Source organism: Rhodococcus sp. MEB032, from assembly GCF_030208925.1.
GTDB classification, from domain to species: Bacteria; Actinomycetota; Actinomycetes; order Mycobacteriales; family Mycobacteriaceae; genus Rhodococcus_F; species Rhodococcus_F qingshengii.
The window spans coordinates 57,482-81,616 of the sequence record NZ_JARVSY010000032.1; the positions used below are offsets into that span (position 1 = coordinate 57,482).

Consider the following 24,135-nt stretch of genomic DNA (forward strand, 5'->3'; position numbering starts at 1 on the left):
ACACAGGGTGATGGACCCCGGGTGGGTCCGGACGAGGGGAAAACGTTGAAACTGCGAACCACACGCGTGTTTACCGGATCGATGCTGACTGCCGCTGCACTGACTGCCGCACTGCTCTCCGGGGGGACTGCACAGGCCGATCCCGCATATCCGGCACCGGACCCGGACCCGTTCTATTCGCAAGCAGCGGCCGAGGGGACCGCCGGCACGCCGATCTCCGTGCGCCGGGCCCCTGACCTGATGACCTTTCCCGGCGTCGCGATCTGGCAGGTCAGTTACAGGTCCACGAACTCCGAGAACAAGCCTATTGCCGCGGTCAGCACGATCCTGGTCCCGCCGAATCAAGCACAAGACGGCCCGTTGCTCTCGTATCAGCACATCGTCAATGCACTCGGTACGGGATGTGCGCCATCTCGCGCGCTTTACGCATCGGATCCCAACATCGTCATCCGTGAAGCGCCCATCCTCAACGTCGCGCTGCAACGTGGATGGACTATTGCCCTTCCCGACCATCTCGGACCCAACAGTGCGTACGGCGCCGCGCGCCTGGGCGGACAGATCACGCTCGACGGTATCCGCGCCGTTCAGAAAGTCCCCGAATTGCGTAGTGGCGCCAGCCCTGTCGGTATTGCCGGCTACTCCGGCGGCGGCATGGCCACCGCGTGGGCGGCCGCACTGGCCCCGAGCTACGCACCCGAGGTCAACCTTGTCGGTGTAGCCGAGGGCGGCGTCCCGATGAATCTGTCCAAGATGGCAAACGGCCTCGGACAGGATCCGCACCCGGCATTCGGCCTCGCCTTCGCCGCAGCCATGGGCCTCGAACGCGAGTATCCCGACCTACTGCCGCTGAGCAACCAACTCAACGACCTCGGACGGTCGATGCGGGCCGAACTCACCAACGCGTGCACCAACGACATCCTCAGGGTCGGTGCCGGGCGCAGTGCCTCTCAGGTGTCGACGTCGACATCCTTGCTGTCCAGCCCTGAAGTGCGAAAGGTGATGGACGACAACAGCGTCGAACTCTATCCGGGTGTGCCGACTGCCCCGGTGTTCGAATGGCACACGCCCGACGACGTTCTAATCCCCATCGATTCGGTGGTCAACACGATTTCGCGGTACTGCGCCGCCGGAGCCACGATTCAATCCCAACTGTTCCCCAGCCCGGACCACCTCACCACTGCGGTCCTCGGTCTGCCCACCGCATTCGAGTACCTACAGGACCGATTCGACGGAGTGCCGGCCCCGCGTTCGTGCTGAATGTCTCCGGAGTGACGTATCGAGCAGGCGCGGCACATGGCCAACTCGGTGTGCCCGTGGCATCGTTGATCGTATGAGCGACACGGATGACACCGGCGCGGCCGGCAATGGCGATTACAGTCTCGATCCCGACGACCAGCTTCAACCTGAAGACACTCTGATCGATCGAGGCGTCGACGACATTCTCGACGAGGGAATCTCACCACCGGAACGCCCACTGGGACTTGATGCCCACGGGTTGACCGGCAGCGAGGAATCAGCGGGGGAGACCCTCGACGAGCGCCTGGCCGAAGAAGAACCCGATCCGTACGCGTCGCTCGGAGATCCTTTGAAGGATCCCGCCGATGCCGACGAATTCGAACGGGAAGAAGAATTCCCGAACGGTGACGAAGTGGGTAACCGTCGGGTCGGGCGTCTCGTTGCCGAAGACGAGGGCAGATACGAGGACGAGGAAAGTGAACTCATTGCCGGAGACGTCGGAATCGACGGCGGCGCAGCGTCGGCAGAGGAAGCCGCGATGCATCTGATCGACGATTCAGAGGACTGAACGACCGCCTGACTGTTGTGGCTGTTGTAGCTGTTGATCGGTGAGAACGATGGAGTGGACGTGATTTCCACCCATTCTCTTGCTTTCGTACATCGCCGAATCGGCGAGGCGATGTAGATCGTGAACGCCACTTTCTGCTGCTTGTACGTCCGGCCAGGCGCCGTTGTGGATGGCTATGCCGATGCTTGTCGTCGAGATTGGTTCGCCTGTAGGGGAGTTCATGATGGGCGCGATCCGGGCCAGTAGATCGCCGACGTACGGCAACGGCATCATCTGAACGACGACGAACTCGTCACCGCCGATGCGCGCTATCGCCGCGTCCGATCTGGCCCAGTCGTGTAGTCGATAGGCCGTGCGCAGTATGACTCGGTCGCCGACGTCGTGACCGTAGGTGTCGTTGAAGTGTTTGAAATTGTCGATGTCGATCACCACCACCAGCAAGGACTGGTCGAGGCTGGATTTCGCTTGTAGTAATTCGGAAGTCCGCCGTGCGAGTCCGCGCCGATTCAGCAGGTCCGTCAACGGATCGAGTTCTGAGCTTTGAGCGTCGTTGCTCAGGAGCGCCAGAGCAATCTGCGTGACCACCGGTATGACAGTGATGACAGGAATGGCAAAGGCAATGCGTCCCAGGACGTCTGGAAGGCCAGAAGGTACATCGGTGAACACGCCGATGCTGGCAACAACGATGACCGCCCCGGAAAACAGCAGGTGCCACAGCTGAGTTCGAAGATTGTGAAAGAAGGCTATGTACGAGCCGACGAGCCCGAAGACGAGACATCCAAGCAATCTCTGATCCGGATTCGCCTCGGCCAGCACGATCACCGCAACAGCGAAGTCCCCGGCAACGACGAAGAAATACGACCTTTCACGGGTGGTCGCTATGACAGGCAAGGCAATTCCGCCGATCATCACAAGCACTGCGACGACGACGTCCAACGGAAATCCGATGGTCTGTACCGAATGAGTGCCCAGTCGCTTCAGCAGAATCGTGATACCCAGGAGGAAAACCAATACGCCGATGCCTATCCGAGTCGGCATGAGAATTCCGTTGTCGCGCAAGAATCGCGTGAATCGGTCAAACTGGTCTGGCACTGCGAGCCAGCGATGCACGACCTTGGGTGTGTCGCTCATCGCGGCCACTGACCATGAGAAGCGGCCGGTCGAATACAACACATGCGGCGATAGTAGTCCGTGGCGATGACAATGGAACTGAACTCGCCTCCAGCCTGTCAACCATAATACGTCACAGTGACGAATTGAGGTGGGGTAGCCGGAAGTCGGTGAGACGTGTTTATCGGCATCAATCCACATCAGAGCACTTATTGGTCGTTCCTGATGTCCAGGTCGCGCGGCGTAGCCGCAGTCGCCGGCGAGGCCAGGCGGTGATCGGCAGCAATTCAGCCGGCGATCGCGGAGTCGCAATAGTCGAGTCGCGCAAGCCGGTCGCAGATCTCGGACGGAAACGCAGGAAAGCCGGCAAATGTACCGGCAGACAGACATAGGTGGGCGGAAACAAAGAAGGTTGCACGAACAAGGCGTGAGCCGGATATCGCCAGGTCGAGAATTTGCCGATAATCTACATTATGTCAAGTAATGGATATTCGAACGTCCCCCGTCAGCTTGTCCGCTAGCTTTACCCACATGGATTCCGTTGCACTCGTCCTCGGTTCACCACGTGGCCGTCGCTTCTGTGCGAACGTCGGGCACGCGTGCCAGCAGAAATGTCGGAACTCGAGATTCTGCACTGTCTTGCGTATGCCGTAGATTGCGCACGCTACTGGGAGCCGCCGGACGAAGAAGACCTGATCTTCGTCCGGCCGGATGTCGCAGCGGCGCTGCGACCGGTTGCCGAAGCACTACTCGACTCCCCACACACTGCCTGGTGGACCGAGCCGATCGACCGTCTGAACCAGAATCTGGTTGAAAAGCGAAACCCTATTTACGGCTGGTCGGACCTACCCTTGCGGATTTACCGTGCAGAGGACGGCCTCGAACAGTGGCGTGCTGAGGCACTCGACAACGAACGTCAGTTTCTGGAATACCAGATCGAAGATCCGGACCGTCACATCGGAGGCGAATGGTGGTCTATCCCGTTTGCCAACGGTACAACCGAAACAACCAGGGCCCGCGACGGTATCGGGGCGCTCGGGGTGTTTCTCGAAGAAGACAGCTCCTCGAACGAGGCGCGGGTGCAGCCGGTAAGGATCTACGGCGCGCCCCGGATCTACGAGATCACCGGTCCGCAGGACTGGGCGAATCTGGTCGATACCTATCCCCTGCCAGTGCCCGCTTCACGTCGCTCCGTGTGGTACGACACGACCGGTGAATACCGTGACTGGTTCATTCCGGACTGGGTTTCGGTCGCTGCAGATTACGACGCCGTGCACCTGACCATGATGGCTTATCTGACCACGCCAGGCATCGCGATCCCGTTGTCGGCCAACGCGGGGGCCACCGTGCTCGCCGGGTGGGATCCGGACGCCACCTTCTGGCTACGTAGCAACAACATCACCGTTGACGACGACCCGACGGGCTGACGTTCGGCTACACCGAGTTGAGCAGGTGCGGCCGCACTGCCAGCCACCGCGCGGTGTCCTCGATCCCCTGTTCCAGGGTGAATGTCGGAACCCACCCGAGTAGTCGCAACGCACGATCGTTCGACGCATAAGCGCCGGCAGTGTCACCGGTGCGTCGGCCGGCAGCGACCACGTCGATATCTTCGCCGAGCACGTTCTCGAATGTGTGTACCAGCTCCCACACCGTCGTCCCCCGCCCGCTGCCCAGATTGACCACAGTCATGCGTGATGATTCAGCGGTGACCCGGTCGAACCTTTCGAGTGCTCGAACATGAGCGTCTGCAAGGTCCCAGACATGAACGTAATCACGCACTCCGGATCCGTCGCGCGTCGGCCAATCCGTTCCCGTAACCCTGAAAGGCGTTCCTGTCGAATATGATTCGAACAGCTTTCCGAGTGCGTGGGTCGGGCGTGCCGATGGTGTACCACTTCGTAGCTCCGGATCTGCCCCGACCGGATTGAAGTAGCGTAGAGATATCGCCGATAATTTAGTGGCCGCCGCAATGTCGTCGAGCATCGTTTCGAACTGAGCCTTGCTGTGCGCATAGGGACTCTGCGGTGCGATCCCCCAACGTTCGTCGACACACCCACCGTCGCTCGGCGCATACACCGCCGCAGAGGAACTGAACAAGAAGCGCTCACACCCGTTCCGAAGGACACTCGATACCAGCGTCAGCGACTTGGATACGTTGTTCTCGTAGTACCGCGCCGGGTTACTCACGGAATCTCCGACCACGATCAAGGCCGCACAGTGAACTGTCGCATCGATATCGGAATGATCTGCGAATACCTTGTCGAGCAGTTTCTCGTCCGCGATGTCGCCGCAGTAGAACGGGAATCTGTGCGCAAATTCGGCGCGGCCGGTCAGCAGGTTGTCGAGAATCACGACATCGATCCCGGCGTCGACGCACTTCGACGCGACGGTGCTTCCGATGAATCCCGCTCCGCCCGTGATCAGTACTTTCACGCCGCTCCCCCGGCATCTTCGACGGCAGTCCTCGCACGACGGACGAAGTGGGACACGCGTGAGCGGGCCAAGTCCCATCCACGTAGGTCGCGCCCGTCCCGGATGGAAAGCCGATCACGGTCGAGAAAGAGCGGCACCATGACCAGATCGCGGTAGAGCGAGTGCAGGCGTGGGCGATCCGCCAACCACAGCGTCCATCGCCACCACCAACGCGCCGAGATGGTCGTCATTCCGGTACTGACGCCGAAGATCGATTCCACCGCCGCCCAGTGGACGTTCACCGCCCGACGGACATCGCGTGGCAACTGGCGTCTGGAGAGCGTCACAGCGAGTTCCGGTTCGGAAGTGAGCAGGTACCCCACGTCGAAGACACTGTTCAACGACAAATCGGCTCGAATCAAGGCCCGATCGGCAAGCCGCGCGTGAGCGATGACGTGCAGCGTCACGTCGGCCATCGCAAGGCGGGATCCTTCCGCCTCCGCGCTGATTTCTCGGACCGCGGCCTCTCGGGTCAGCGCGTGACGTGCGAACCTCGGAAGTAAGTGCGAATGGATTTCGACGGAGCCATGACGGTCGTCGCGAAGGAGTGCCGGTTCCTGGTGATCGTCGTGATCGATGGAGTCGGAGTCCACTTCGTCGGGGCGGACCATTCGGTAGCCGAAATCGAGGATCGCGTCGTTGGCCGGAACGGCATGTGCAGGGTCGACGACCAAAAGGTCGATGTCCGTCATCCGTCGAGCTGCCGGGTTCGGCCAGATTCTTCGCTCGAGAAGGGCGGCACCCTTCAGTGCAACCGTCGGAAATCCGTTGCTGTGTAACAGCTCTTGCAGTTCCACTCGTTGCGCGTCGAGGTCCGAGATCCTTATGGTGTTTCGGTGATGGACAAGGCTCAGCGTCAATTCCGGACTCGATGCGGTGGCCGAGGATTCCGACAGCATTTCCGCGAAGCTCGCAGGTAGGACCGATGCGAAGCCGGCCTCGACCGCTCGGGAGGCGAGCAGCGGCAATACCTTGTGCCTTACAGCGGCGTCGATGACTCTGGGCCAATCCTGCTGCGAACACAAGCGGATGACGTCGGCCCCACACTCGGGTTTCAACATGGAAATCAGGTACCGGGTGTCACGCATGACGCCACCAGTTCCTCCACCGTGTCGGCGCCGGTATCGCCGTGATGTCGAATCAGTCTGTAGCACGGGGCATTCGAGAGTAGAGCAGCGATGTTTCTCAGGGTCACTCCGTGATTGTCGGACCACAGTGCGGATTGCCCGGCCAGCGACTGTATCGCTTGGGATACGGGCATCGGAGCGAGTCGAGTCGGCGCCTCGTCCCATCCATCGAGGATCAGCACCAGATCGATTCCGCGAACCGCCGAGCTGACGTTTCGTTCAGCAGGCAAGGTCGACGGGTCCAACGCCCACACCGGCGGGGCGTACGGAAGATACAGCGAATCGTGCGCTTTGATCTCCGGGAGGACGTCGAACGTACCGGCTTTGAGGTGAACCCGCCGCGGTAAGCCCACAGCTTCGGTACCACGAATGAAGACGCCTTCGTCAGCACGCAGTTGTGCACCCCGCATGGCAAGGGCGAGCGCCAAGGTGGTCTTGCCCGCCCCTGAATGCCCGGCGATCGCCACTCTCACACCGTTGCAGTCGACCAGAGCGGCGTGCAGGCGTGTCCACTGTCGGGCGTGCGCGGCCGTCATGACATCCCGGTGCACCGTGCGGTACACGCTCTCCGCGAGCTGGAGACCGTCCAGACCGATCAGCGTTTCATGGCTGCCGCCGATGGTCGATTCGATGGTGACGTCCCAGCGACCGAATGTCGCTCGATTCCGCTGAATCCGAACTTCGACGTTGTTGTCCGCAGGCCACGGGCTGGCAATCCGATGCTCGACGACACTGACCTCGGGTATGCGGAAACCGCGCACAATCGCGTCAACCCAAAGGTAGTGCGCCCGGAATTGTGGTACGTGGTTGCCTGTCACGGAATTCTCACACCAGCAGACGAGAGGTGCTCAGCTGTCCGTACGTCTCGTTGACTACCGACTTCGCCTCGTCGTCAGGGATCTCGAGCACTTCTGCCACGGCCTGGACAATTTCGCTGACGGTCCGGCCGTCACACAGTTCCCACACCAACGTCGCGACCGGGTTGAGGTGATGGGCAACCTCGCTGGAGCTGTCGTACAGCACAACACCGTCGGTGAGATCGTTGCTCTCCACCGTCTGAGAGCGTTGCGGTCTCACACCTTCGAGTAGTTCGGTCAAGATATCTCCTTGATTCAGCGAATCCGATTTCGTTTTGGTGGTGGTCTCACAGTGCGAAGCGTCGTGAGTATTCGGATTCGATTGCGCCCGAACGAATCAGGCTGCGTGTGGAGGCGATGCCGGGCGACAGCGTCAGGCACGTGAGCGCTCCCCCGGCACTCGCATCCACCAGGTAGTCGCCCAGAGTTCGGTAGTGACCCGCCCATTGTCCGAATGCTTCGGGATCTGACTCCGGATCCGCAATCTCATCGAGAATTCGCTCGAAGGCGCGCGAATGTACGAGAACGGCGTGGACTCCACGGTTCTCAGGACTGGTGCGCAAGAGTGCCGAACCGTCGAGCAGAGCTCCGTCCCTCGATTTCGGGTCGTGTCCGAGGTGGACGACATCCCAATCGCCGTGATCCAACTCTTCGCGGGCATGGCCAAGGATCGATGCGGCGGCATCCAGCAAACTGACGTCGTCAGCAGCGATGAGGACCGAATCCCAGCCCTTCTCAGTCGCCCGAGCGAGCGCACGACGCCACGAGACGGTGAAGGCCGCGTCCTGATTCATCGCGTCCTCGAAAGCCGACACTCTTTCCACCGCTGTTACGCGCGGTAAGCGAATGAATCTATGCCAGGACGCTTTCCATCTGTCGATGTCAAGATCGAGATTCACGACGGCAACACCGAGGTCCGACTGAGAATCCTCGACAACGGGGTTGGGTTCTCCCCCTACTCGGACAGGCGACAGTGGGCGATCGAGCACAACGTCGACTGCGCCTCGCTCGAGCAGATAAGCCGCCAGTGAGAAGTCGGACGGCACGGGTCCGTTGATCCTTCGTGAGAGTTCGTCTCGCAAAGTTCCGTATGTCGCCGCGCGAACAATCAGTGCAGCTCCGACCAGATCTTCGCCGTGTGCGTGGATGACAGCCGTATCGGCTTCGGCGGGGAGGTCGTCGACGATGTTCCGTAGCTTGTACATAACCGCGGGTTCGATCACGCGCGCCTCGTCCAGAAAAACCACCGACTTCCAGCCCAGCAGAATTGCCTTGTCGAGTCCGGCGACGAACGCAGAGGCCGTCCTCCACCCATCCGGACCGTCGTCCTCCGCCGGAATGGCACGGTGAACGGTCAGTTCGATCGACTCGGCCTCCGCCAGGCATGAACGCCACGGAGCGACTCGGCCGTCGTCGCTGAGAACGACCACCCCACCGAAGACCAACTCGGGTCGCTGGACGCTCAGCTCGGCACGGCGACGAATCTCGGGATACGAATCACCGAGGTACCTGGAGAACTGATGATGGAGTGAGTCGAGATCCCATCCGACCTCACTCCAACCGAGCAGGTAATTGTGAACACGATCTTCCCAGTTTATTCGATACGGGACACCGGCCGGGCGCTCGAATCGATGGTGCCAACCAAATGTCGGAAGGCAGACGACCTTTCCGCCGTTGATCCGGAACTTCTCGTGGATGTATCCCTCTTCACCGCCGAATCCGGTGAAGTGCGAGTTCAATCCCGGCCATGCCTCACGCCTGCAGGCAAATGAGCCGAGGCCCTGCATGACGATCTCGAAAGGCACGTCCGGGTGTTGCTTCGCTCGCGGATCAACTCCCCACGAGCCGAACATCCCGTTGCGCCACTTGGGGTCCATGTGGGTGGCCGCGATGTGCGAGGAATCCTGGGAGAGCATCGGTCCCTGGATCAGATCGTCGGTTTCCGGGTCCGCATCGAAATACGCCAGCAACGCCGACAACGATCCCGGTGCCAAGATCACGTGAGAGTCGAGGACAAGGACATACTTTCCGGTGGCCTTGCGGAACAGGACGTCCCGCACCGCAGTCGATCGAACGTCGGTGAACGGGATGTAGCGGAACCGATCGATGTAACCGGCAAACGATTCGAGCATCGGCGCCGGCAACCCCTCTGGGTTGTTGTCCAACAAGACGAATTCGACTCTGTCCAGAACCTCGCGATGATGGACCAAGATCGAGTGGATCGTGAAGTACGCGCCGTCGAAATCGTCGTAGGTCGCGATCGCGACAGTCAGATCGGCCGGTTCTCCGTGTGGCGGAGTCTCCTTCACCTGAACTGACCCCGCGCTCTGAAACTTCTTCAGAGCGCGGTGTAGCGCGACGTCGAACTCTGTCATCGTCGGTGTTCCCCCTCGGAACCAGTCGCGTCGTGTCGGCTACGTAGGTTCCGTGGGATTTGTCGGCTGGGTCGGAGGGGTCGGGAAGGTCGGCTCGGTGCGAGTGGTCGGCACCGTCGGTACGGTTGGCACAGTCGGGACGGTCGGCTCCGTCGGCGCTGTCGGCCCGGTGGGTTTGGCGGTCGTCGTTCCACCCGAACCTGACGAGCTACCGGTTGATCCGGAACCTGTGGAACTTCCGGACGATCCCGAACTGCCGGAACTACCCGAACTTCCTGACGATCCCGAACTTCCCGATGATCCGGGATTGCCCGGCTCGTTTCCGCCCGGCTGATTCCCTCCCGGAGTATTACCACCGGGTTGATTCCCGCCTGGTTGCTCGCCGCCTGGTTGATTCGGATTCTGCTGGCCACGACTTGGCGCTCCGGAAAGATTCGGCGTGTCACCGGCTGCGAAGGCCGGCGCCGCACCACCGAGGCTGATCGACGTCACGACTGGCACAGTTACCGCCGAGGCCGCTAGAACTGTCTTGACGAACTTGCGTCGATCAACAGGAACATTCTGAAAAGCGTCGCCGCCCATAGTGTTTCTCCCATGCGTCCGAGACGAGGTCGTCCTCACTCGATGTCGGGCAAAACGCTAGCATCCTTCTGGCAACTTTACAGACTGAACGCGCCGATATTTGACGGTTATGCGAATTTGAGTCCGGACTGGGCCGACTGTTCGGACAAACGTACGGCGATCTCCTCCTGTTCAGGGGACTCGTTTGTCCCGGTCGACAACCGTCAACCGACCGGCATCTCCCACGGCGCCACCGGAAGAGTATTTCCGGTTTCGAGGTAGGACTTCAGGTTCGACAGCACCGCCGACCATCCGCCGGCCACCTCCATGCGAGCCGATTCGTCCGCCAAATCGGTGTGTTTGACGGTCAGTCGCACGATCGCGCCGAAGGCTTCGATGTCGAAACTCACCCGAGAGATGTCGACGCCCGGTTCGCCGTTCGGATCAGCCCAGGTGGTGACCAACCTCGACGGAGGGTTGCTCTCGACTACGGTGCCGACTACATCGGCAATGTTCGAACCGTCGATCCGGCGGTGCTCCCAGGTCGATCCCGGCTGCCAGTCGGAGACGTTGCTGTGTCCCCAATACTCTGCGGTGGCCTGTGCGTCGGTGAGCGCTTTCCAGACGTTGTCCGCCGTGCTCGCAATGTAGGTGACGTACACAAAACTGGGCTTGTCGGTCATGGCTTCCTCCGCGATTTTTTTGACGGTACTGAGCGCATGAAGGCGCGGTACCTCGAACTTGTTGATCCACCGCTCTCGAATCTCCTCGAGCGCAACGGGATTGAGATAGTGAAGCTTTGCCCTCCCCTGTCGGACCGTGCTGATCAGATTGGCGTCCTCGAGCATGGTGAGGTGTTGAGTGACAGCTTGCCGACTCATGTCGAGGCTGTCGCACAGCTCGCCGAGCGACTGACCGTTGGCTACGAACAAGCGGTCCAGGAGAAGCCTTCGTGTGGGATCGGCCAGTGCTTTGAAGGCTGCATTCATCCGGTCGTTCACAACTTCACAATATGCAAGCATTTACTTGCATGTCAACGCTTGGGCGTGCCGGGTTTCGAAAGTTGGGACAGATGAGGTGTGATGTCTCTAGGCAGATGTGATCTGAATCCCGGATTACACCGTAAGAGAGGTTGGGCACATGGACTGGGCAGCAATTGGAGTGGGTGTCGGGTATGCCTCGGTGGCCCTGTCGATCCTGGTTTTCGTCGGCGGATGCATCGCACTGTTCATCTTGTCCGTCCGCCAGTAGCCGACACCTCGACAAAGTGGTGATCACCCCGGGGTCCGGCCAAGCCGATCACCTCGGGAGTGATCACCCTCGAGGCCGCTTGATCGATTCGGACACACCGGCGCGCGTCGGACTGCTCGCAGAGAAGCTCGGCCGCGGTGGGACTACCGTAGGACTGTCGCCTAGAACTCGAGGAGTACGGAATGAGCATCCAGTCGGTTGAACCGCACCGCCACCGCGTAGTGGTGATCGGTTCCGGCTTCGGAGGATTGTTCGGCACTCAGGCTCTCAAAAAAGCCGATGCCGACATCACGATGATCGCGCGTACAACCCACCATCTGTTTCAGCCGCTCCTCTATCAGGTTGCGACGGGCATCCTCTCGGTCGGTGACATCGCTCCCGCCACGAGACTGGTGCTGCGCAAGCAGAAGAACGCACAGGTACTGCTCGGTGAGGTCGAGACCATTGATCTCGAGAATCAGACCGTGACCTCGCGCCTGCTCGAACGCGTCACTGTTACGCCGTTCGACAGTCTGATCGTGGCAGCCGGTGCCGGTCAGTCGTACTTCGGCAACGACCAGTTCGCGGAGTTCGCCCCCGGAATGAAAACGATCGACGACGCCCTCGAACTGCGCGGACGAATCCTCGGGGCCTTCGAACAGGCCGAACTGTCGGACGATCCCGCCGAGCGTGCGCGCTTGCTCACCTTCGTCGTTGTCGGCGCCGGCCCCACCGGCGTGGAGTTGGCCGGGCAGATCGCCGAGCTTTCCCGTCGAACGCTGGACGGCGCGTTCCGCAAGATCGATCCTCGTGAAGCGCGCGTGGTGCTCCTCGACGGCGCCCCTGCCGTGTTGCCCGTGTACGGCGGGAAGCTCAGCCGCAAGGCTGCCGAGACGCTCGAGAAGCTCGGCGTCGAGATCCAGCTCGACGCGATGGTCACCGACGTGGACAACGACGGTCTGATCATCAAGGAGAAGGACGGCACGCTTCGCCGTATCGAGTCGCAGTGCAAGGTGTGGTCCGCCGGCGTGCAGGCCAGCCCCCTCGGCAAGCAGCTCGCAGAACAGAGCGGCGGAGAAACCGACCGCGCCGGCCGCGTCATGGTCAATCCCGACTTGTCTCTGCCCGGGCACCCCAACGTCTTTGTCATCGGCGACATGATGTCGCTCGACAAGCTGCCCGGATTGGCTCAGGTTGCCATGCAGGGTGGCAAGTATGCGGCCAAGCAGATCAAAGCGTCACTGGACGGCAAGTCCCCGTCGGAACGAGTTCCGTTCAAGTACTTCGACAAGGGCAGTATGGCAACGATCTCGCGCTTCAGCGCGGTAGCCAAGGTGGGCAAGCTCGAGATCAGCGGCTTCATCGGGTGGGTTGCCTGGCTGGCAATTCACCTCCTCTACCTCGTCGGATTCCGTTCCCGTGCCTCGACGCTGTTGTCATGGGCGGTGACGTTCTTCGGGCGTGGCCGTGCTCAGATGGCGTCCACCGAGCAGCAGGTCTTCGCGCGAAACGCGATGGGCGAATTGGAGAAGAAGAACAAGGAAGCGACGGAGTCCGGCAGCGCTTCGAATGGCGAAGCCAAGAAGGCTGCCGGCAAGCAGCAGAAGGCCGCCGGCTGAATCAACACCTGAGTGACCGGCGGAGGGCGGCTGTGGAGTTCAACTCCACAGCCGCCCTCCGTCATTCGATCGACTGCCGGGTGGTCAGTTTCCGATCTTCGCCACCTCGGTGATGTTCGCGAGGCGAACCTGTCCCTTGGAAACGAGTCGGTCGTTCTCGTCGGTGATGCGAACTTCCCAGAGTTGCTGGGTGCGTCCGCGATGAATCGGGGTGGCTTCAGCGGTGAGAGTGCCCTCCCGCGTTGCGCGCAGGAAGTCGGTGTTGTTGTTGACTCCGACCACGTGTCCTCGCTCGCCCAGCCACACGGTGCCACCGACGCTGGCGAGTGACTCCACGACCGAGCAGTACACGCCGCCGTGCTGAATCCCGGCGGGCTGGTGCAACGTGGGCTTGACGGTCCATTGCGCCCGCACGCGATCTGGGCTCAGTTCGGTGTATTCCAGGCCGATGGTGGCGTCGAAGCCCGTTCCGAGCCGTTTCATCATCTCTGTGGTCTCAGCAGTGTCGACCATGCCATCTCCATCTGTGATTCTCTGGCGCCGGTGTGGCTGCCACTCCCTACCTGATTACACGAGAGGTAACTCGAGCTTGGAATCAGGTCTGGAAAAAGAACCGGCGGGTTTCACATCATTCGATGTGAAACCCGCCGTGGGAAGGACCGGGAGTCTCTGCAGCCCTCAGGACTCCGGCGCGGTCCGGCAGTTTCGTCACTCTCGCGGGGTGTAGCTCTCCGCGTGGTGTTCCACAATCATAGGCAAGGCTGACCTAATTTAGCAAGCCCTTCGTCGAACTGGTTCCAACGAGGACGCAGCGAGACCTTGCGGCGCGCACGCACGGGCAGCCCTGCGGCGACAAAGGCGTCCAGCAGCCCCTGCCCACGGCGCTGAGCGGCTGATTCGCCCCCGCCGGCCAAGATGGGGACATATGCCGCTGCGCCCAGGATCGACTCCCCTACCAAGCCCCAGAATCTGAACTGGTCGACGGGCGCACACCTGGAGACGGCGTCGTAGATCGCCCGTAGCGAGGTCAGGCAACGGTGCGCGGTCCAGACGAGGAGCGCTTCTTCGCATGGCATGTCGACGACGCCGTCACTGCCGGACTCCCGTCCGTTCGGCGCAGCGCGCAGAGTTTCGTCGATCACCCCGGCCCAGTCGATACCGCCGTCGCTGTCCATGTGGATGAACAGGTTCTCGAGGCCTGGATCCCAAGCGGCACCTTCGGAGACGATCGATGCGGCAACCCTGCCGACCACAGCGTGAATCAGTGATGTTGCGACCTGTATCGCCGCAGCTTCGGCACTGTCGAGATCCTGGAGCGAGCGGGCGAACATCTGATGCACCCGATCCCCGCACAAGCCTTCACTCAACTGCCACCAACGCCGTTTGCCTTCACCTGACATGGCGGCAACCGCGTAGACGCGCGGGTAGTCAGGGTTGAGTGCTCGTAGGCGAACGCTGGTGCGGCTCAATGCGTTCGACCGGAGTTCGAATTCACGAACATCCGCATGCTGGGTGGTCAAGGTGATTGTCACCGTGCACTCCAATCGGCCGAAGTTGTCTTGTGGTTCTTAATGTAGGTTAGCCTCACCATAATTCAAGAGTAAAGAACTGTGACGCTGGGCACCGCATATTCACAGGAACTTGCCCCGCAGGGAGCACACCCACATAGGGTTCCGTAACCTAAGATGCGAATTCCCTGCGCACAAAGACCAGGAGCTCGAACCGCCAGTGACGATGATCAAACCGCTCGGGAACGGACATCCCCGAGGACCCAGCGAGACGTACGGACGGCGCATAGTGCCGCGCGGCCCGGCTCCTGTCCGAATGCGTGTTCTAGCTGGGATTTTCGACGCGGGGGTGTTCCTGCTTCCGTTGCTCGTCGGCTGGTACGTCGTTCAGTCGCTCCGAGACGAGAACGGTGGCGGCGAAGCCGACCGCGCAGTATTCGGTGGGACGGCAATAGCCATTGCCGTTGGTCTCCTCGTGTGGAACCTGGGATTCCGCGAAGGTGCCACAGGCCGGACCTCGGGAAAGGGATGGGTAGGTCTGGTCACGCGTGACGCGAAGACAAAGCAGCCCATCGGTGTTCGCCGGGCTCTGCGCAGGCCGTTCGATCGAACCGGTATCGAGGTGGTCCGTGAAAGCACGGCGCGCGAAGAAGGGTTCGAGGAACTCGCGCGCGACAACAGCGTCGGGGCAACTCGTCGACGCCGGCTGATCGGTCTCGCGGTGCTCACGGTTCTTCTCGCGCTCGTCATGCTCGCGAGCATCGCGGTGGGCGCACGTCCGCTGACGTTTGCCGAGATCTTCCACGCCATCTTCAGTTCGGACGGCACCCAGACGGACATCATCGTGCGAACGTTGCGCGCTCCGCGGACCATCCTGGGTCTTGTCGTCGGCATCGCACTCGGTATCGCCGGCGCCCTGATTCAGGGACACACGCGTAACCCGTTGGCAGATGCCGGACTACTCGGCCTCAACGCCGGCGCGGCTTTCTTCGTAGTCATGGCGATCTATCTCTTCGGCTTCACCGCACCGAGTCAGTACCTCTGGTTCGCGTTTGCAGGATCGTTCGTCGCCAGCATCGTCGTCTTCGGCTTGTCCTCCATCGGAAACGGCGGCGCAAGTCCTCTGAGTCTGGCTCTGGCGGGCGCGGCCGTCGCGTTCTTCCTGCAAGCCATGACCAACGCCGTGATAATCCTCGACCAGACGAGCCTGGACGCCTACCGTTTCTGGGTAGTCGGGTCGGTGTCCGGTCGCGGGTTCGACGTTCTCTGGCAGGTCCTCCCCTTCCTGATACTCGGGTTGGTCATCGCCCTGGCGAGTACGCCTGGTCTCAATGTCCTCAGCCTTGGTGAAGACGTCGCAAAAGCGTTGGGAACGAACATCGCGTTCAGTCGCACCCTCGGCATCATCGCGATCACCCTGCTGACCGGCGCCGCGACCGCAGCGTGTGGACCTATCGCGTTCATCGGATTGGTGGTCCCCCACGTGGCCCGGGCCATCACCGGACCCGACTATCGCTGGCTGGTCCCGTACGCGGGCTTGCTCGGTGCGGTCATGTTGATCACCGCGGACATCATCGGTCGCGTAGTCGTGCGCCCCGGCGAGTTGCAGGTCGGAATCATCCTGGCCCTCTTCGGCGCCCCGTTCTTCATCGCTCTCGTACGCCGCAGGAAGTTGGCAAGTCTGTGACGCTCAAGCAAGAACTCCGGGTACTCCCCCGGACCGTCCCCTCACGTAAGTCGATTCGTATCGGTGGATTCTCGCTGGTCTACCGTCCACTCGCGGTGTCGGTGTGCATTGCGCTCGCGGTCGCACTCTTCCTTCTGCTCTGCATCAACATCGGACGCGGCGACTATCCGATCTCGATCCCCGATGTCATTTCCGTCCTGCTCGGTAATGGAAGCAAGACACAGAACCTGATCGTCTTCGATCTCCGACTTCCTCGATCGCTCACCGCACTCTTCATCGGCATGGCACTCGGTATTGCCGGTGCGGTCACCCAGACGATCGCTCGCAACGCCCTCGCCAGCCCCGACATCCTCGGAATCACGGCCGGATCGAGTGCTGCCGCGGTTGCTCTCATCGTGCTCGGTGGTGGCGGGTCGTTCGTGGGACTGCTTGCCACACTGGGGATTCCGTTGGCTGCACTCTGCGGCGGCCTACTGACAGCAGTGGTGATCTACGCCTTGGCGTGGCGCAAGGGCGTCGAGGGGTTCCGCCTCATCCTGATCGGCATCGGCATCAACGCCATGCTGGTGGCAGCGACGGGATGGCTCCTCATCTCGGCGGACATCAACGATGCTTCCCGCGCCCAGGTGTGGCTCAACGGTTCGCTCAACGGTGCCACCTGGAATCAGATGTGGCCGGTAGCCATCGCTGTCGCGGTAGTCGGCGGCTACGCGGTGATCGCTTCGTTCACCATGGGAGCGCTGCGGTTGGGCGACGACAACGCCACCTCTCTCGGTGTTCGCTTGCAATCATCGCAGGCCAAACTGTTGCTCTCCGCCGTGGCGCTGGCCGCCATCGCAACCGCCGCAGCAGGTCCGGTCGGCTTTGTCGCCCTGGCTGCGCCACAGGTCGCTATGCGTCTGGTGCGCTCTGCCGGCCCGCCCATCGTGGCGTCCGCGCTGACCGGTGCTGTACTGGTGGTCGGCAGCGACGTCATCGCTCGAACAATTCTGCCTGTGGAACTCCCCGTCGGAATCGTGACTTCCGCACTTGGTGGTCCGTTCCTGCTCTACCTGTTGGTTCGTAACAATCGGAAGGTCACAGCATGACCACCATCGCCCAGTCCACCGATACTCCTTCGCGTCTCGTCGCCAAGAACCTGACGCTCGGGTACGGGGACCGCATCATCGTCGACGGACTCGATCTCGAGATCCCTACCGGCGTGATCACGACGGTCATCGGCCCCAACGGTTGCGGCAAGTCGACGCTCCTGCGTGCGCTCGGTCGTCTGCTCAAGCCCAAGGGCGGATCGGTTGTCCTGGACGGCAAGGCGATCAGTTCGATGAAGACCAAGGAAGTCGCACGGGTGCTCGGAATGCTCCCCCAGACTCCAGTTGCGCCCGAAGGACTCACCGTCGCCGATCTGGTCTCACGTGGGCGCCACCCGCACCAGTCGTGGATCAGGCAGTGGTCCGCGGACGACGAGGGCGAGGTCGCCGAAGCGCTGGAGCTGACCGGTGTCTCGGATCTCGCCGATCGACCCGTCGATCAATTGTCCGGCGGTCAGCGCCAGCGAGCCTGGATCTCGATGGCTCTCGCCCAGGGAACCGACATTCTGCTTCTCGACGAACCGACTACCTATCTGGACCTCGCGCACTCGATGGAAGTCCTCGACCTGGTGGATCAACTCCACGAGGAAATGGGGCGCACCGTGGTGATGGTTCTGCACGACCTCAATCTCGCGGTCAGATACAGCGATCATCTGATCGTGATGCGCGACGGCGCCGTCGTCGCTTCTGGTGTCCCCAAGGACATCATTTCCGCGGAACTTCTGCTCGACGTATTCGGTCTCGAAGCTGCGGTCATCGACGATCCCGTCTCGGATCGGCCGCTGATCGTTCCGATCGGAACCCGGCACGTGTTCGGCGCCGTCGGCGGGCCGGCAAAGCCTGCGTGACGATCGCGAATCAGCGACCCAGAATCGTCCGAACAAGTTTGAATCCCTGACCGATCGTCACGGTCGGCAGGTACGCCCGTCCGACCGCGTTCCCGATGCTCGGCAACGCGGCTGGATCGGCGAAGGTCATGTGCATCGGCACGTACCGAGGCTGGAACTTCGATTTGAAGGCCAACAGCGAACGAAATCCGTACACCGGTTCCAGGGTGCGACCGAGCAGGTCGAGCACGCTGTCCATCATCGCCGAGAAAGTCGTGGCCTCCGGTTCGTTCGCATTCCTCTCGGAATCACCGGCGATTGTTGCCAACGGTGCACCGGACAGACTGAGGAACTCGACGTCCTCCTCCTCCAATTTCAGTGCAGCGGAGGCGATGAGGAACTCCATCGCGGGACGGAATCCTTCGGAGCGTCGCCTCATGAAGTCGAGTGTCCACCCGACGACTTTGCCGTCGCGGTACACCGGTAGCCACGACGTGACACCGTGCACGGTGCGATCCTCGTCGACGGCGATCAGGCACCGCACTTGTTCGTCGTCGATCTCGTCGAGTCCGCCGAGGGTGAATCCCATCTCGGGCATCCCCTTGTCCGCCACCCATTCCTCCGAGATCGCAACTATCTGATCCTTGATCGCGAGAGGTGCATGAGGGAAGGAAATCCACTCGGCCGTGATCCCGGACTTCTTCGCCCGGTTCAGTGCTGTTCGCACATCCTGGAACCGCTTTCCTGTGAACGCGACCTGTCCGAGGTCGAGCACGGTTTCCTCGGCGACCTGCAGGCCGCTCCAGCCCATGGAATCAGTGATGCTTCGGGCGTCGTCGGTCACTGAATAGAAGCAGGGAATCCAACCGTTCGACGAAGCGAACTCGGCAAACTCCTCGATCGCCGTGCGCATGCGATCTGGAGGACCGACCGGATCACCGGTTGTGAGAGCAACACCGGCGATGACGCGATACGCGACGTAACTCGAACCGTCCGCGCTGAACCAGTATGTGTTTCCCTTCCACGTCGTCATCCAGGACAACGGGCTGCCGGTACCGGCGATCAACATGGATCGTGCTCGTTCGGCGGCTTTGGGATCGGCGGTCTTGACCGGCTTGAGGAAACTCACGAACACCAACACGGCGGCGACGCCCCAGAACACGACGCCGGTCCACTCGAAGAGCAACGTCGACTCGATGTCCACGGGAAGCAGACGCGGATCGATCAACTGCAGGTACACGGGCGGTACAAGGCGCTGAGGGAAGTCCGCGAGCAACATCGTTACGGTGGGCTCGCGATCGAACCCGTGCCTGGCGAGCATTCCGCCGCCGACGTAGATCACGGCGAGGACCGCGAGCAAGGTCACGATCGCAGCACCGAGACGTCGGTATGTCTTGGCCGGGGCCGCGACGTCGAAGTATCGACGTGTCGCGATCAGCAGGATCAGTACGAAGAGCGGTGTCAGGAACGGCACCAGAGTTCGGTACACGTTCGGATCGCTGATTCCGTAGAACAAGCTGTCACTGTCGACGGCGTCGACGAACCTGATGACGAAGTTCCCGATCGAGAGGACGAGTAGGACGACCTGAGCACACACTGTCGCAATCCAGGCGAATCTGCGGCCACGACGGAGCCCGTCACTCAACACGAGAACGAAGATCGACGGCATCAGCGAGAGCAGAGTCGGGCCGATACCGGAGAGTCTGAGCTCGAGGAGTCCTCGTCGGCAGTCCGGATCCGACGACGACTCCTCGCACAGTTCTCGAACCTCGGCGACAGTCCAGGGAACTCCGCGGAAGAGGTCACGGAGGACCGCGAGTGGGCCGACCGCCTGCGGGGACAGCGCGGCGATCATCGGGCCGATCGCACTCGCCGCGACGACGATGGCGACCAGGACGCGACCCTCTCGCTGTGTCCCGGCGATGCGCTCACCGCGCGCCGATCGTCCGACGATCCACTGTCCGATCACCAAACCCACCACAGCGGCAAAGAATCGGATGACGTCTTGCAGCTGACCACTGAACAAGGCCAAAGTGATCGTCAACGCCAAAGTTCCGACGCGAATGCGACGGCGCCACAGGGTGCCCATGTTCGAGCTGGCGGCCATCGCAGCGCCGACGATCCATGCACTGGCTCCGACCGCGGAGCCCACGTGGAGGCGGAATCCCCAACTGGAATCGAACACCTTCGCAAACGACGCCCAGCCGAGCCCGAGCAGGACTCCCAAGATTTGAGTGCTTGCGCCGGCGATCGCAAGCTTGATCGTTCCCATTCGGCGTTCGAGGGGTGCGGCGACTGCGATCAGGAGCACGGTCGCGCCGAAGTACCCGAGCAGGTTTCCTGCCCACAGCACGGACGTGAGCGGAGTCCAGATGCGGCCGTGCTGGATCGAGCCCATTCCGGCACCGATCGTGTGCTCGAGATCGCGGGACGGTCCGTGAACGAGGCTGCCGGTTGCGGCACCCACGATCCACATGGTGAGAAGTAGAACGACCGTCAACGGTGCGTCGCGAATGCCGAAACGGATGATGCCGGCAGCTTTCTGCGTGAATACCCGCGCCCGTGATGTCGATTCTTCGGTGCCCGGCGAACTGTCGATCGTCATCTACGTGCGGCTACTTTCTGCGGATCGACTGTTGGCTTGCAATTATCGGGCATCGTCATTGTCGGGACTTTCGTCGTCTCACACCACCGTAACCGTCACGCAGATCACTATGGCCAATACCACACCCCCACCGAGGTGGTTACTACTACCAGTAGTACGTATTTCGTCGTGGAAGTCCGTAGAATCGAAGAATGGCAGGTCTAGGTGAACTCGAACGCGCGGTGATGGATCATTTGTGGTCCACATCGGAACCGCAAACTGTGCGACAGGTGCATGAAGCACTCGCGACGCATCGCGAATTGGCGTACACGACGGTGATGACCGTTCTGCAGCGCCTGGCGAAGAAGCATCTGGTGATTCAGCAGCGTGACGATCGCGCACATCGCTATCTTCCCGTCAACAAGCGCGAAGAACTGGTCGCGAGTCTGATGGTCGACGCGCTGGCCCAGGCTCCGGAGTCCGGCGGTCGCGCTGCGGCGCTCGTCCACTTCGTGGGACAGGTCAATGCTGACGAAGCCGATGCTCTCCGCGAGGCGCTCGCTGCCCTCGAGGTGCGCGAGTCCGCGAAAAAGGCTGCGCAGCCCGGAATTTCTAGGCCGAACTGATTTCGTCGTGCATGATGTGTAGGACATGAACGCCACTACTGCACTGGTTTTCGGACTGCTTGCCTTGTTGCTGGCCGGTCCGGTTCCCGCACTCCTGAGCCGCTCCACGTGGCCTTACCGCGCTCCACGCGCGGCGTTGGTTCTGTGGCAAGCCGTCGCAATTGCTGCGGTGTTGTCGGCATTCAGCTCGGGGCTGGCCATTGCCAGCCAGCTGCTCGTTCCCGGCGCTGACGGTAGGCCGACGACGGCCCCGACCGCCGAAATCGATGCACTTGGGCTCCCGCTGTGGATTCTGTACGTGGTTGTTTTTGCCCTGACGCTCCTGATCGGCGCGAAGCTGATCTTCTCGATCATCCAGGTCGCTGTGAGAACCCGACGTCGCCGTGCACGTCACCGTGTGTTGGTGGACCTTCTCGACGACTGCGCCATGCCCGCGTCAGTGGAACGCACACCCGATCTGCGCGTACTGGACGTCGACGAACCGATCGCGTACTGCCTGCCAGGTCTGCGTCAACGCGTGGTCCTCAGTCAAGGCACTCTGCAGAACCTCGATCATGCCGAGGTCAAAGCCATCCTGACGCACGAGCGTTCCCACCTGCGAGCTCGTCACGATCTGGTCCTCGAGGCTTTCACGGCCGTCAATCACGCGTTCCCCCGCTTCGTCCGTAGCAAGTCGGCGCTCGGATCGGTACAACTCCTGGTGGAGTTGCTCGCCGACGATTCAGCCGTGCGGGCTACCGGTCCCACTCCCCTCGCGCGGGCGCTTGTCGCGTGTGCCGGATCGACGGCACCCCGCGGGGCAATGGCAGCGGGCGGGCCGTCGACGCTCATCCGGGTGCAGCGCCTCTCGGCCGACGACGCAGATCCCCGCATCGCAGTTTTTGCGTATCTCGGGGCGGTCGCGATTCTCGTTGTTCCCACGGTTGCGGTTGCTGTGCCCTGGCTCACCGAACTTCGACTGCTTTTCAACGCATACTGAGTCTTGACCTGCGTAACCCCGTGTAGTAGTGCAGGTCACAGGCGGGGCTACCTGACTTCGGTGTCCCCGGTGGCGTAGAGTGGATCACGGCCACCATCGTGGTCCGTCAACATATAACGGCACACAGCCCAATTCCCCGCAGTATGCGTTCGGATTGCCAGGTGACATGTGCCCTGGCTCGTCCCTTTGCGAACTGTGTCGTGTATTTCAGCATGGCTTCTTCCGCTCCGCGACGTGCCCGTAGTCCGGAGAGGTTTCCGCGTGACCAACGCTGTCCAAATGTCGTCTTCCGAGAACATCGAAGACCCCACCGTCAACACCCCCGCTGCCGAAGAAGCAGTCGCCACCGAGCCGGGTATCACCTTCGCCGAGATCGGCCTGCCCGAGCAGCTTGTTGCCGCATTGGCGCGCAACTCCATCACCGTCCCGTCCCCCATCCAGGCGCAGTCCATCCCGGACGCGCTCGCCGGAACCAACGTTCTCGGCCGCGCACAGACCGGATCGGGCAAGACCCTCGCCTTCGGCCTGCCGATGCTGACCCGCCTCTCACGCCACGAAGATCACCCGGCCGCCAAGCGTCCCCGCGCACTCGTGCTCGTCCCCACCCGTGAGCTTGCTTTCCAGGTGGTCGACTCCCTCAACTCCTACGCCGGAGCACTCGGACTCACGGTTCGCCCCGCTGTCGGTGGAACGCCGTTCGCCAAGCAGGTCGATCAGCTTCGCCGCGGCGTAGACGTCCTCGTCGCAACGCCGGGTCGTCTCGGCGACCACCTGCGTCAGGGCACCTGCATCCTCGACTCGGTGGAAATCACCGCACTCGACGAAGCCGATCAGATGGCGGACATGGGCTTCCTGCCCGAGGTTCGCTCGATCCTCGGTGAGACCCCCGCAGACGGACAGCGTCTGCTGTTCTCGGCAACCCTCGACCGTGAGGTCCAGTCGCTGGTTCGTCAGTTCCTGGCCAACCACGTCACCCACTCCACCGAAGACGGCCGCGCAAGCGTCGACACGATGGAGCACTACGTCCTCCTCGTCGATCGTGGACAGAAGGATTCAGTCCTCGCCGAGATCGGTGCCCGCGACGGACGCACCATCATGTTCGCCCGCACCAAGCTCGGTTGCGAGGGAATCACCGACCGCCTCCGCGCAGTCGGCATCGCTGCCGAGTCGCTTCACGGCGGCAAGGCACAGAACCAGCGCACCCGCGTCCTCGAGCGTTTCAAGAACGGCCGCACCCCGGTCCTCGTCGCAACGGACGTCGCAGCACGCGGCATCCACGTCGACGGCATCGACCTCGTCGTTCACGTCGATCCCCCGGCCGACCACAAGGACTACCTGCACCGCGCTGGTCGTACCGCTCGCGCCGGCGAGAAGGGCACCGTTGTCGCCATCGTGCTGCCGAACCAGAAGCGTCAGTTCAAGCGTCTGACCGGTATGGCCGGCGTCAATGCCGCAGCCGTTGCCGTCACCCCGGGTTCTGCTGAACTTGCTCGCATCACCGGCGCCAAGAAGCCGACCGGAGAACCGTTGCGCGAGAGCTCTTCTCGTGGCGAGCGTTCCTTCGGTGATCGTGGTGGAAGCCGTGGCGGCTACCAGGGCAACCGCTCGTCCGGTGGATACCAGGGCAACCGCTCTTCGGGTGGCTACCAGGGCAACCGCGACGGCGAGAGCCGCGGCGGAT

21 protein-coding genes are annotated in these 24,135 nt (G+C 61.9%); 11 read left to right on the forward strand and 10 right to left on the reverse strand.

Annotation, left to right across the window (positions count from 1 at the left end; genetic code table 11):
• Positions 1 to 81 precede the first annotated feature (81 nt).
• Positions 82 to 1,257 carry a lipase family protein gene (locus tag QRN54_RS27275; protein WP_054827626.1) on the forward strand — a complete coding sequence of 392 codons (1,176 nt, stop codon included), beginning with the start codon at positions 82 to 84 and terminating at the stop codon, positions 1,255 to 1,257.
• A 73-nt stretch (positions 1,258 to 1,330) separates the two neighbouring features.
• Complete coding sequence (locus QRN54_RS27280; protein WP_003945009.1) at positions 1,331 to 1,804, forward strand: DUF5709 domain-containing protein; 474 nt, start codon at positions 1,331 to 1,333, stop codon at positions 1,802 to 1,804.
• Here QRN54_RS27280 and QRN54_RS27285 read toward each other — a convergent pair.
• Positions 1,793 to 3,115 (reverse strand): GGDEF domain-containing protein, encoded by a 1,323-nt coding sequence (locus QRN54_RS27285; RefSeq protein ID WP_285183477.1) that lies wholly within the window; start codon positions 3,113 to 3,115, stop codon positions 1,793 to 1,795. The two genes, QRN54_RS27280 and QRN54_RS27285, sit on opposite strands and share 12 nt — an antisense overlap.
• Before the next feature lie 398 nt (positions 3,116 to 3,513).
• Between QRN54_RS27285 and QRN54_RS27290 the strand changes: the two genes are divergently transcribed.
• Positions 3,514 to 4,341 carry a hypothetical protein gene (locus QRN54_RS27290; RefSeq protein WP_285183478.1) on the forward strand — a complete coding sequence of 276 codons (828 nt, stop codon included), beginning with the start codon at positions 3,514 to 3,516 and terminating at the stop codon, positions 4,339 to 4,341.
• A 7-nt stretch (positions 4,342 to 4,348) separates the two neighbouring features.
• Here the strand turns inward: QRN54_RS27290 and galE are convergent, their stop codons facing one another.
• Genes galE through QRN54_RS27315 form a run of 5 tightly spaced genes read right to left on the reverse strand, consistent with a single transcriptional unit; the run spans position 4,349 to position 9,745 of the window.
• The gene (gene galE, locus QRN54_RS27295; RefSeq protein WP_064688194.1) at positions 4,349 to 5,347 is read right to left on the reverse strand and encodes a UDP-glucose 4-epimerase GalE; all 999 of its coding nucleotides are present in this window, start codon (positions 5,345 to 5,347) and stop codon (positions 4,349 to 4,351) included.
• Positions 5,344 to 6,474, reverse strand: a complete 1,131-nt coding sequence (locus QRN54_RS27300) for a nucleotidyltransferase family protein (protein ID WP_064688195.1) — start codon at positions 6,472 to 6,474, stop codon at positions 5,344 to 5,346. The genes galE and QRN54_RS27300 overlap by 4 nt, the downstream gene beginning before the upstream one ends.
• Positions 6,453 to 7,331: a hypothetical protein gene (locus QRN54_RS27305; RefSeq protein WP_244993111.1), complete on the reverse strand. Its 879-nt coding sequence runs from the start codon at positions 7,329 to 7,331 to the stop codon at positions 6,453 to 6,455. Before QRN54_RS27305 ends, QRN54_RS27300 begins: the two co-directional genes overlap by 22 nt.
• 7 nt (positions 7,332 to 7,338) lie before the next feature.
• Positions 7,339 to 7,611, reverse strand: a complete 273-nt coding sequence (locus tag QRN54_RS27310; RefSeq protein ID WP_007732082.1) for a PqqD family protein — start codon at positions 7,609 to 7,611, stop codon at positions 7,339 to 7,341.
• Between the two features lie 46 nt (positions 7,612 to 7,657).
• Positions 7,658 to 9,745: a glycosyltransferase gene (locus QRN54_RS27315; RefSeq protein WP_285183479.1), complete on the reverse strand. Its 2,088-nt coding sequence runs from the start codon at positions 9,743 to 9,745 to the stop codon at positions 7,658 to 7,660.
• Positions 9,746 to 9,797: 52 nt separating this feature from the next.
• Between QRN54_RS27315 and QRN54_RS27320 the strand changes: the two genes are divergently transcribed.
• Positions 9,798 to 10,079 carry a hypothetical protein gene (locus QRN54_RS27320; protein ID WP_285183480.1) on the forward strand — a complete coding sequence of 94 codons (282 nt, stop codon included), beginning with the start codon at positions 9,798 to 9,800 and terminating at the stop codon, positions 10,077 to 10,079.
• 451 nt (positions 10,080 to 10,530) lie between these two features.
• Here QRN54_RS27320 and QRN54_RS27325 read toward each other — a convergent pair whose 3' ends face one another.
• A complete protein-coding gene (locus tag QRN54_RS27325; RefSeq protein ID WP_285183482.1) occupies positions 10,531 to 11,328 on the reverse strand; it encodes an ArsR/SmtB family transcription factor in 798 nt (265 codons plus the stop codon).
• 411 nt (positions 11,329 to 11,739) lie between these two features.
• Here QRN54_RS27325 and QRN54_RS27330 point away from each other — a divergent pair, with 411 nt between their 5' ends.
• Positions 11,740 to 13,155 carry an NAD(P)/FAD-dependent oxidoreductase gene (locus QRN54_RS27330; RefSeq protein WP_003944885.1) on the forward strand — a complete coding sequence of 472 codons (1,416 nt, stop codon included), beginning with the start codon at positions 11,740 to 11,742 and terminating at the stop codon, positions 13,153 to 13,155.
• 84 nt (positions 13,156 to 13,239) lie between these two features.
• Here the strand turns inward: QRN54_RS27330 and QRN54_RS27335 are convergent, their stop codons facing one another.
• Together QRN54_RS27335 and QRN54_RS27340 are read right to left on the reverse strand one after the other, a co-directional pair.
• Positions 13,240 to 13,668: a PaaI family thioesterase gene (locus tag QRN54_RS27335; RefSeq protein ID WP_285183483.1), complete on the reverse strand. Its 429-nt coding sequence runs from the start codon at positions 13,666 to 13,668 to the stop codon at positions 13,240 to 13,242.
• Positions 13,669 to 13,904: 236 nt separating this feature from the next.
• Positions 13,905 to 14,687, reverse strand: a complete 783-nt coding sequence (locus QRN54_RS27340; protein ID WP_285183484.1) for a hypothetical protein — start codon at positions 14,685 to 14,687, stop codon at positions 13,905 to 13,907.
• A 202-nt stretch (positions 14,688 to 14,889) separates the two neighbouring features.
• Between QRN54_RS27340 and QRN54_RS27345 the strand changes: the two genes are divergently transcribed.
• Genes QRN54_RS27345 through QRN54_RS27355 form a run of 3 tightly spaced genes read left to right on the forward strand, consistent with a single transcriptional unit; the run spans position 14,890 to position 18,286 of the window.
• Positions 14,890 to 16,350 (forward strand): FecCD family ABC transporter permease, encoded by a 1,461-nt coding sequence (locus QRN54_RS27345; protein ID WP_073512408.1) that lies wholly within the window; start codon positions 14,890 to 14,892, stop codon positions 16,348 to 16,350.
• Entirely contained in the window at positions 16,347 to 17,438 is a 1,092-nt protein-coding gene (locus QRN54_RS27350) for a FecCD family ABC transporter permease (RefSeq protein WP_003944960.1), read from the forward strand. The genes QRN54_RS27345 and QRN54_RS27350 overlap by 4 nt, the downstream gene beginning before the upstream one ends.
• A complete protein-coding gene (locus QRN54_RS27355; RefSeq protein WP_030536377.1) occupies positions 17,435 to 18,286 on the forward strand; it encodes an ABC transporter ATP-binding protein in 852 nt (283 codons plus the stop codon). Before QRN54_RS27350 ends, QRN54_RS27355 begins: the two co-directional genes overlap by 4 nt.
• A gap of 10 nt (positions 18,287 to 18,296) precedes the next feature.
• Here QRN54_RS27355 and QRN54_RS27360 read toward each other — a convergent pair whose 3' ends face one another.
• The gene (locus tag QRN54_RS27360) at positions 18,297 to 20,870 is read right to left on the reverse strand and encodes a bifunctional lysylphosphatidylglycerol flippase/synthetase MprF (protein ID WP_285183485.1); all 2,574 of its coding nucleotides are present in this window, start codon (positions 20,868 to 20,870) and stop codon (positions 18,297 to 18,299) included.
• 191 nt (positions 20,871 to 21,061) lie between these two features.
• Here QRN54_RS27360 and QRN54_RS27365 point away from each other — a divergent pair, with 191 nt between their 5' ends.
• The 3 genes from QRN54_RS27365 to QRN54_RS27375 all read left to right on the forward strand — a co-directional run.
• On the forward strand, positions 21,062 to 21,475 hold the full coding sequence (locus tag QRN54_RS27365) for a BlaI/MecI/CopY family transcriptional regulator (protein WP_003944876.1): 414 nt from the start codon (positions 21,062 to 21,064) through the stop codon (positions 21,473 to 21,475).
• A gap of 25 nt (positions 21,476 to 21,500) precedes the next feature.
• Positions 21,501 to 22,454, forward strand: a complete 954-nt coding sequence (locus QRN54_RS27370; protein ID WP_003944922.1) for a M56 family metallopeptidase — start codon at positions 21,501 to 21,503, stop codon at positions 22,452 to 22,454.
• Positions 22,455 to 22,715: 261 nt separating this feature from the next.
• On the forward strand, positions 22,716 to 24,135 hold a 1,420-nt coding region (locus tag QRN54_RS27375), incomplete at its 3' end, for a DEAD/DEAH box helicase (protein ID WP_285183486.1).

What these genes read in the sequence shown, in the direction of transcription:
- QRN54_RS27335 (WP_285183483.1), bottom strand. Translation starts at nt 13,668, where the DNA reads ATGGTCGACACTGCTGAGACCACAGAGATGATGAAACGGCTCGGAACG.
- QRN54_RS27345 (WP_073512408.1), top strand. Translation starts at nt 14,890, where the DNA reads ATGATCAAACCGCTCGGGAACGGACATCCCCGAGGACCCAGCGAGACG.
- QRN54_RS27280 (WP_003945009.1), top strand. Translation starts at nt 1,331, where the DNA reads ATGAGCGACACGGATGACACCGGCGCGGCCGGCAATGGCGATTACAGT.
- QRN54_RS27355 (WP_030536377.1), top strand. Translation starts at nt 17,435, where the DNA reads ATGACCACCATCGCCCAGTCCACCGATACTCCTTCGCGTCTCGTCGCC.
- QRN54_RS27370 (WP_003944922.1), top strand. Translation starts at nt 21,501, where the DNA reads ATGAACGCCACTACTGCACTGGTTTTCGGACTGCTTGCCTTGTTGCTG.
- QRN54_RS27360 (WP_285183485.1), bottom strand. Translation starts at nt 20,870, where the DNA reads ATGACGATCGACAGTTCGCCGGGCACCGAAGAATCGACATCACGGGCG.
- QRN54_RS27275 (WP_054827626.1), top strand. Translation starts at nt 82, where the DNA reads ATGCTGACTGCCGCTGCACTGACTGCCGCACTGCTCTCCGGGGGGACT.
- QRN54_RS27300 (WP_064688195.1), bottom strand. Translation starts at nt 6,474, where the DNA reads ATGCGTGACACCCGGTACCTGATTTCCATGTTGAAACCCGAGTGTGGG.
- QRN54_RS27325 (WP_285183482.1), bottom strand. Translation starts at nt 11,328, where the DNA reads ATGCTTGCATATTGTGAAGTTGTGAACGACCGGATGAATGCAGCCTTC.
- QRN54_RS27365 (WP_003944876.1), top strand. Translation starts at nt 21,062, where the DNA reads ATGGCAGGTCTAGGTGAACTCGAACGCGCGGTGATGGATCATTTGTGG.
- QRN54_RS27285 (WP_285183477.1), bottom strand. Translation starts at nt 3,115, where the DNA reads ATGTGGATTGATGCCGATAAACACGTCTCACCGACTTCCGGCTACCCC.
- QRN54_RS27315 (WP_285183479.1), bottom strand. Translation starts at nt 9,745, where the DNA reads ATGACAGAGTTCGACGTCGCGCTACACCGCGCTCTGAAGAAGTTTCAG.
- QRN54_RS27330 (WP_003944885.1), top strand. Translation starts at nt 11,740, where the DNA reads ATGAGCATCCAGTCGGTTGAACCGCACCGCCACCGCGTAGTGGTGATC.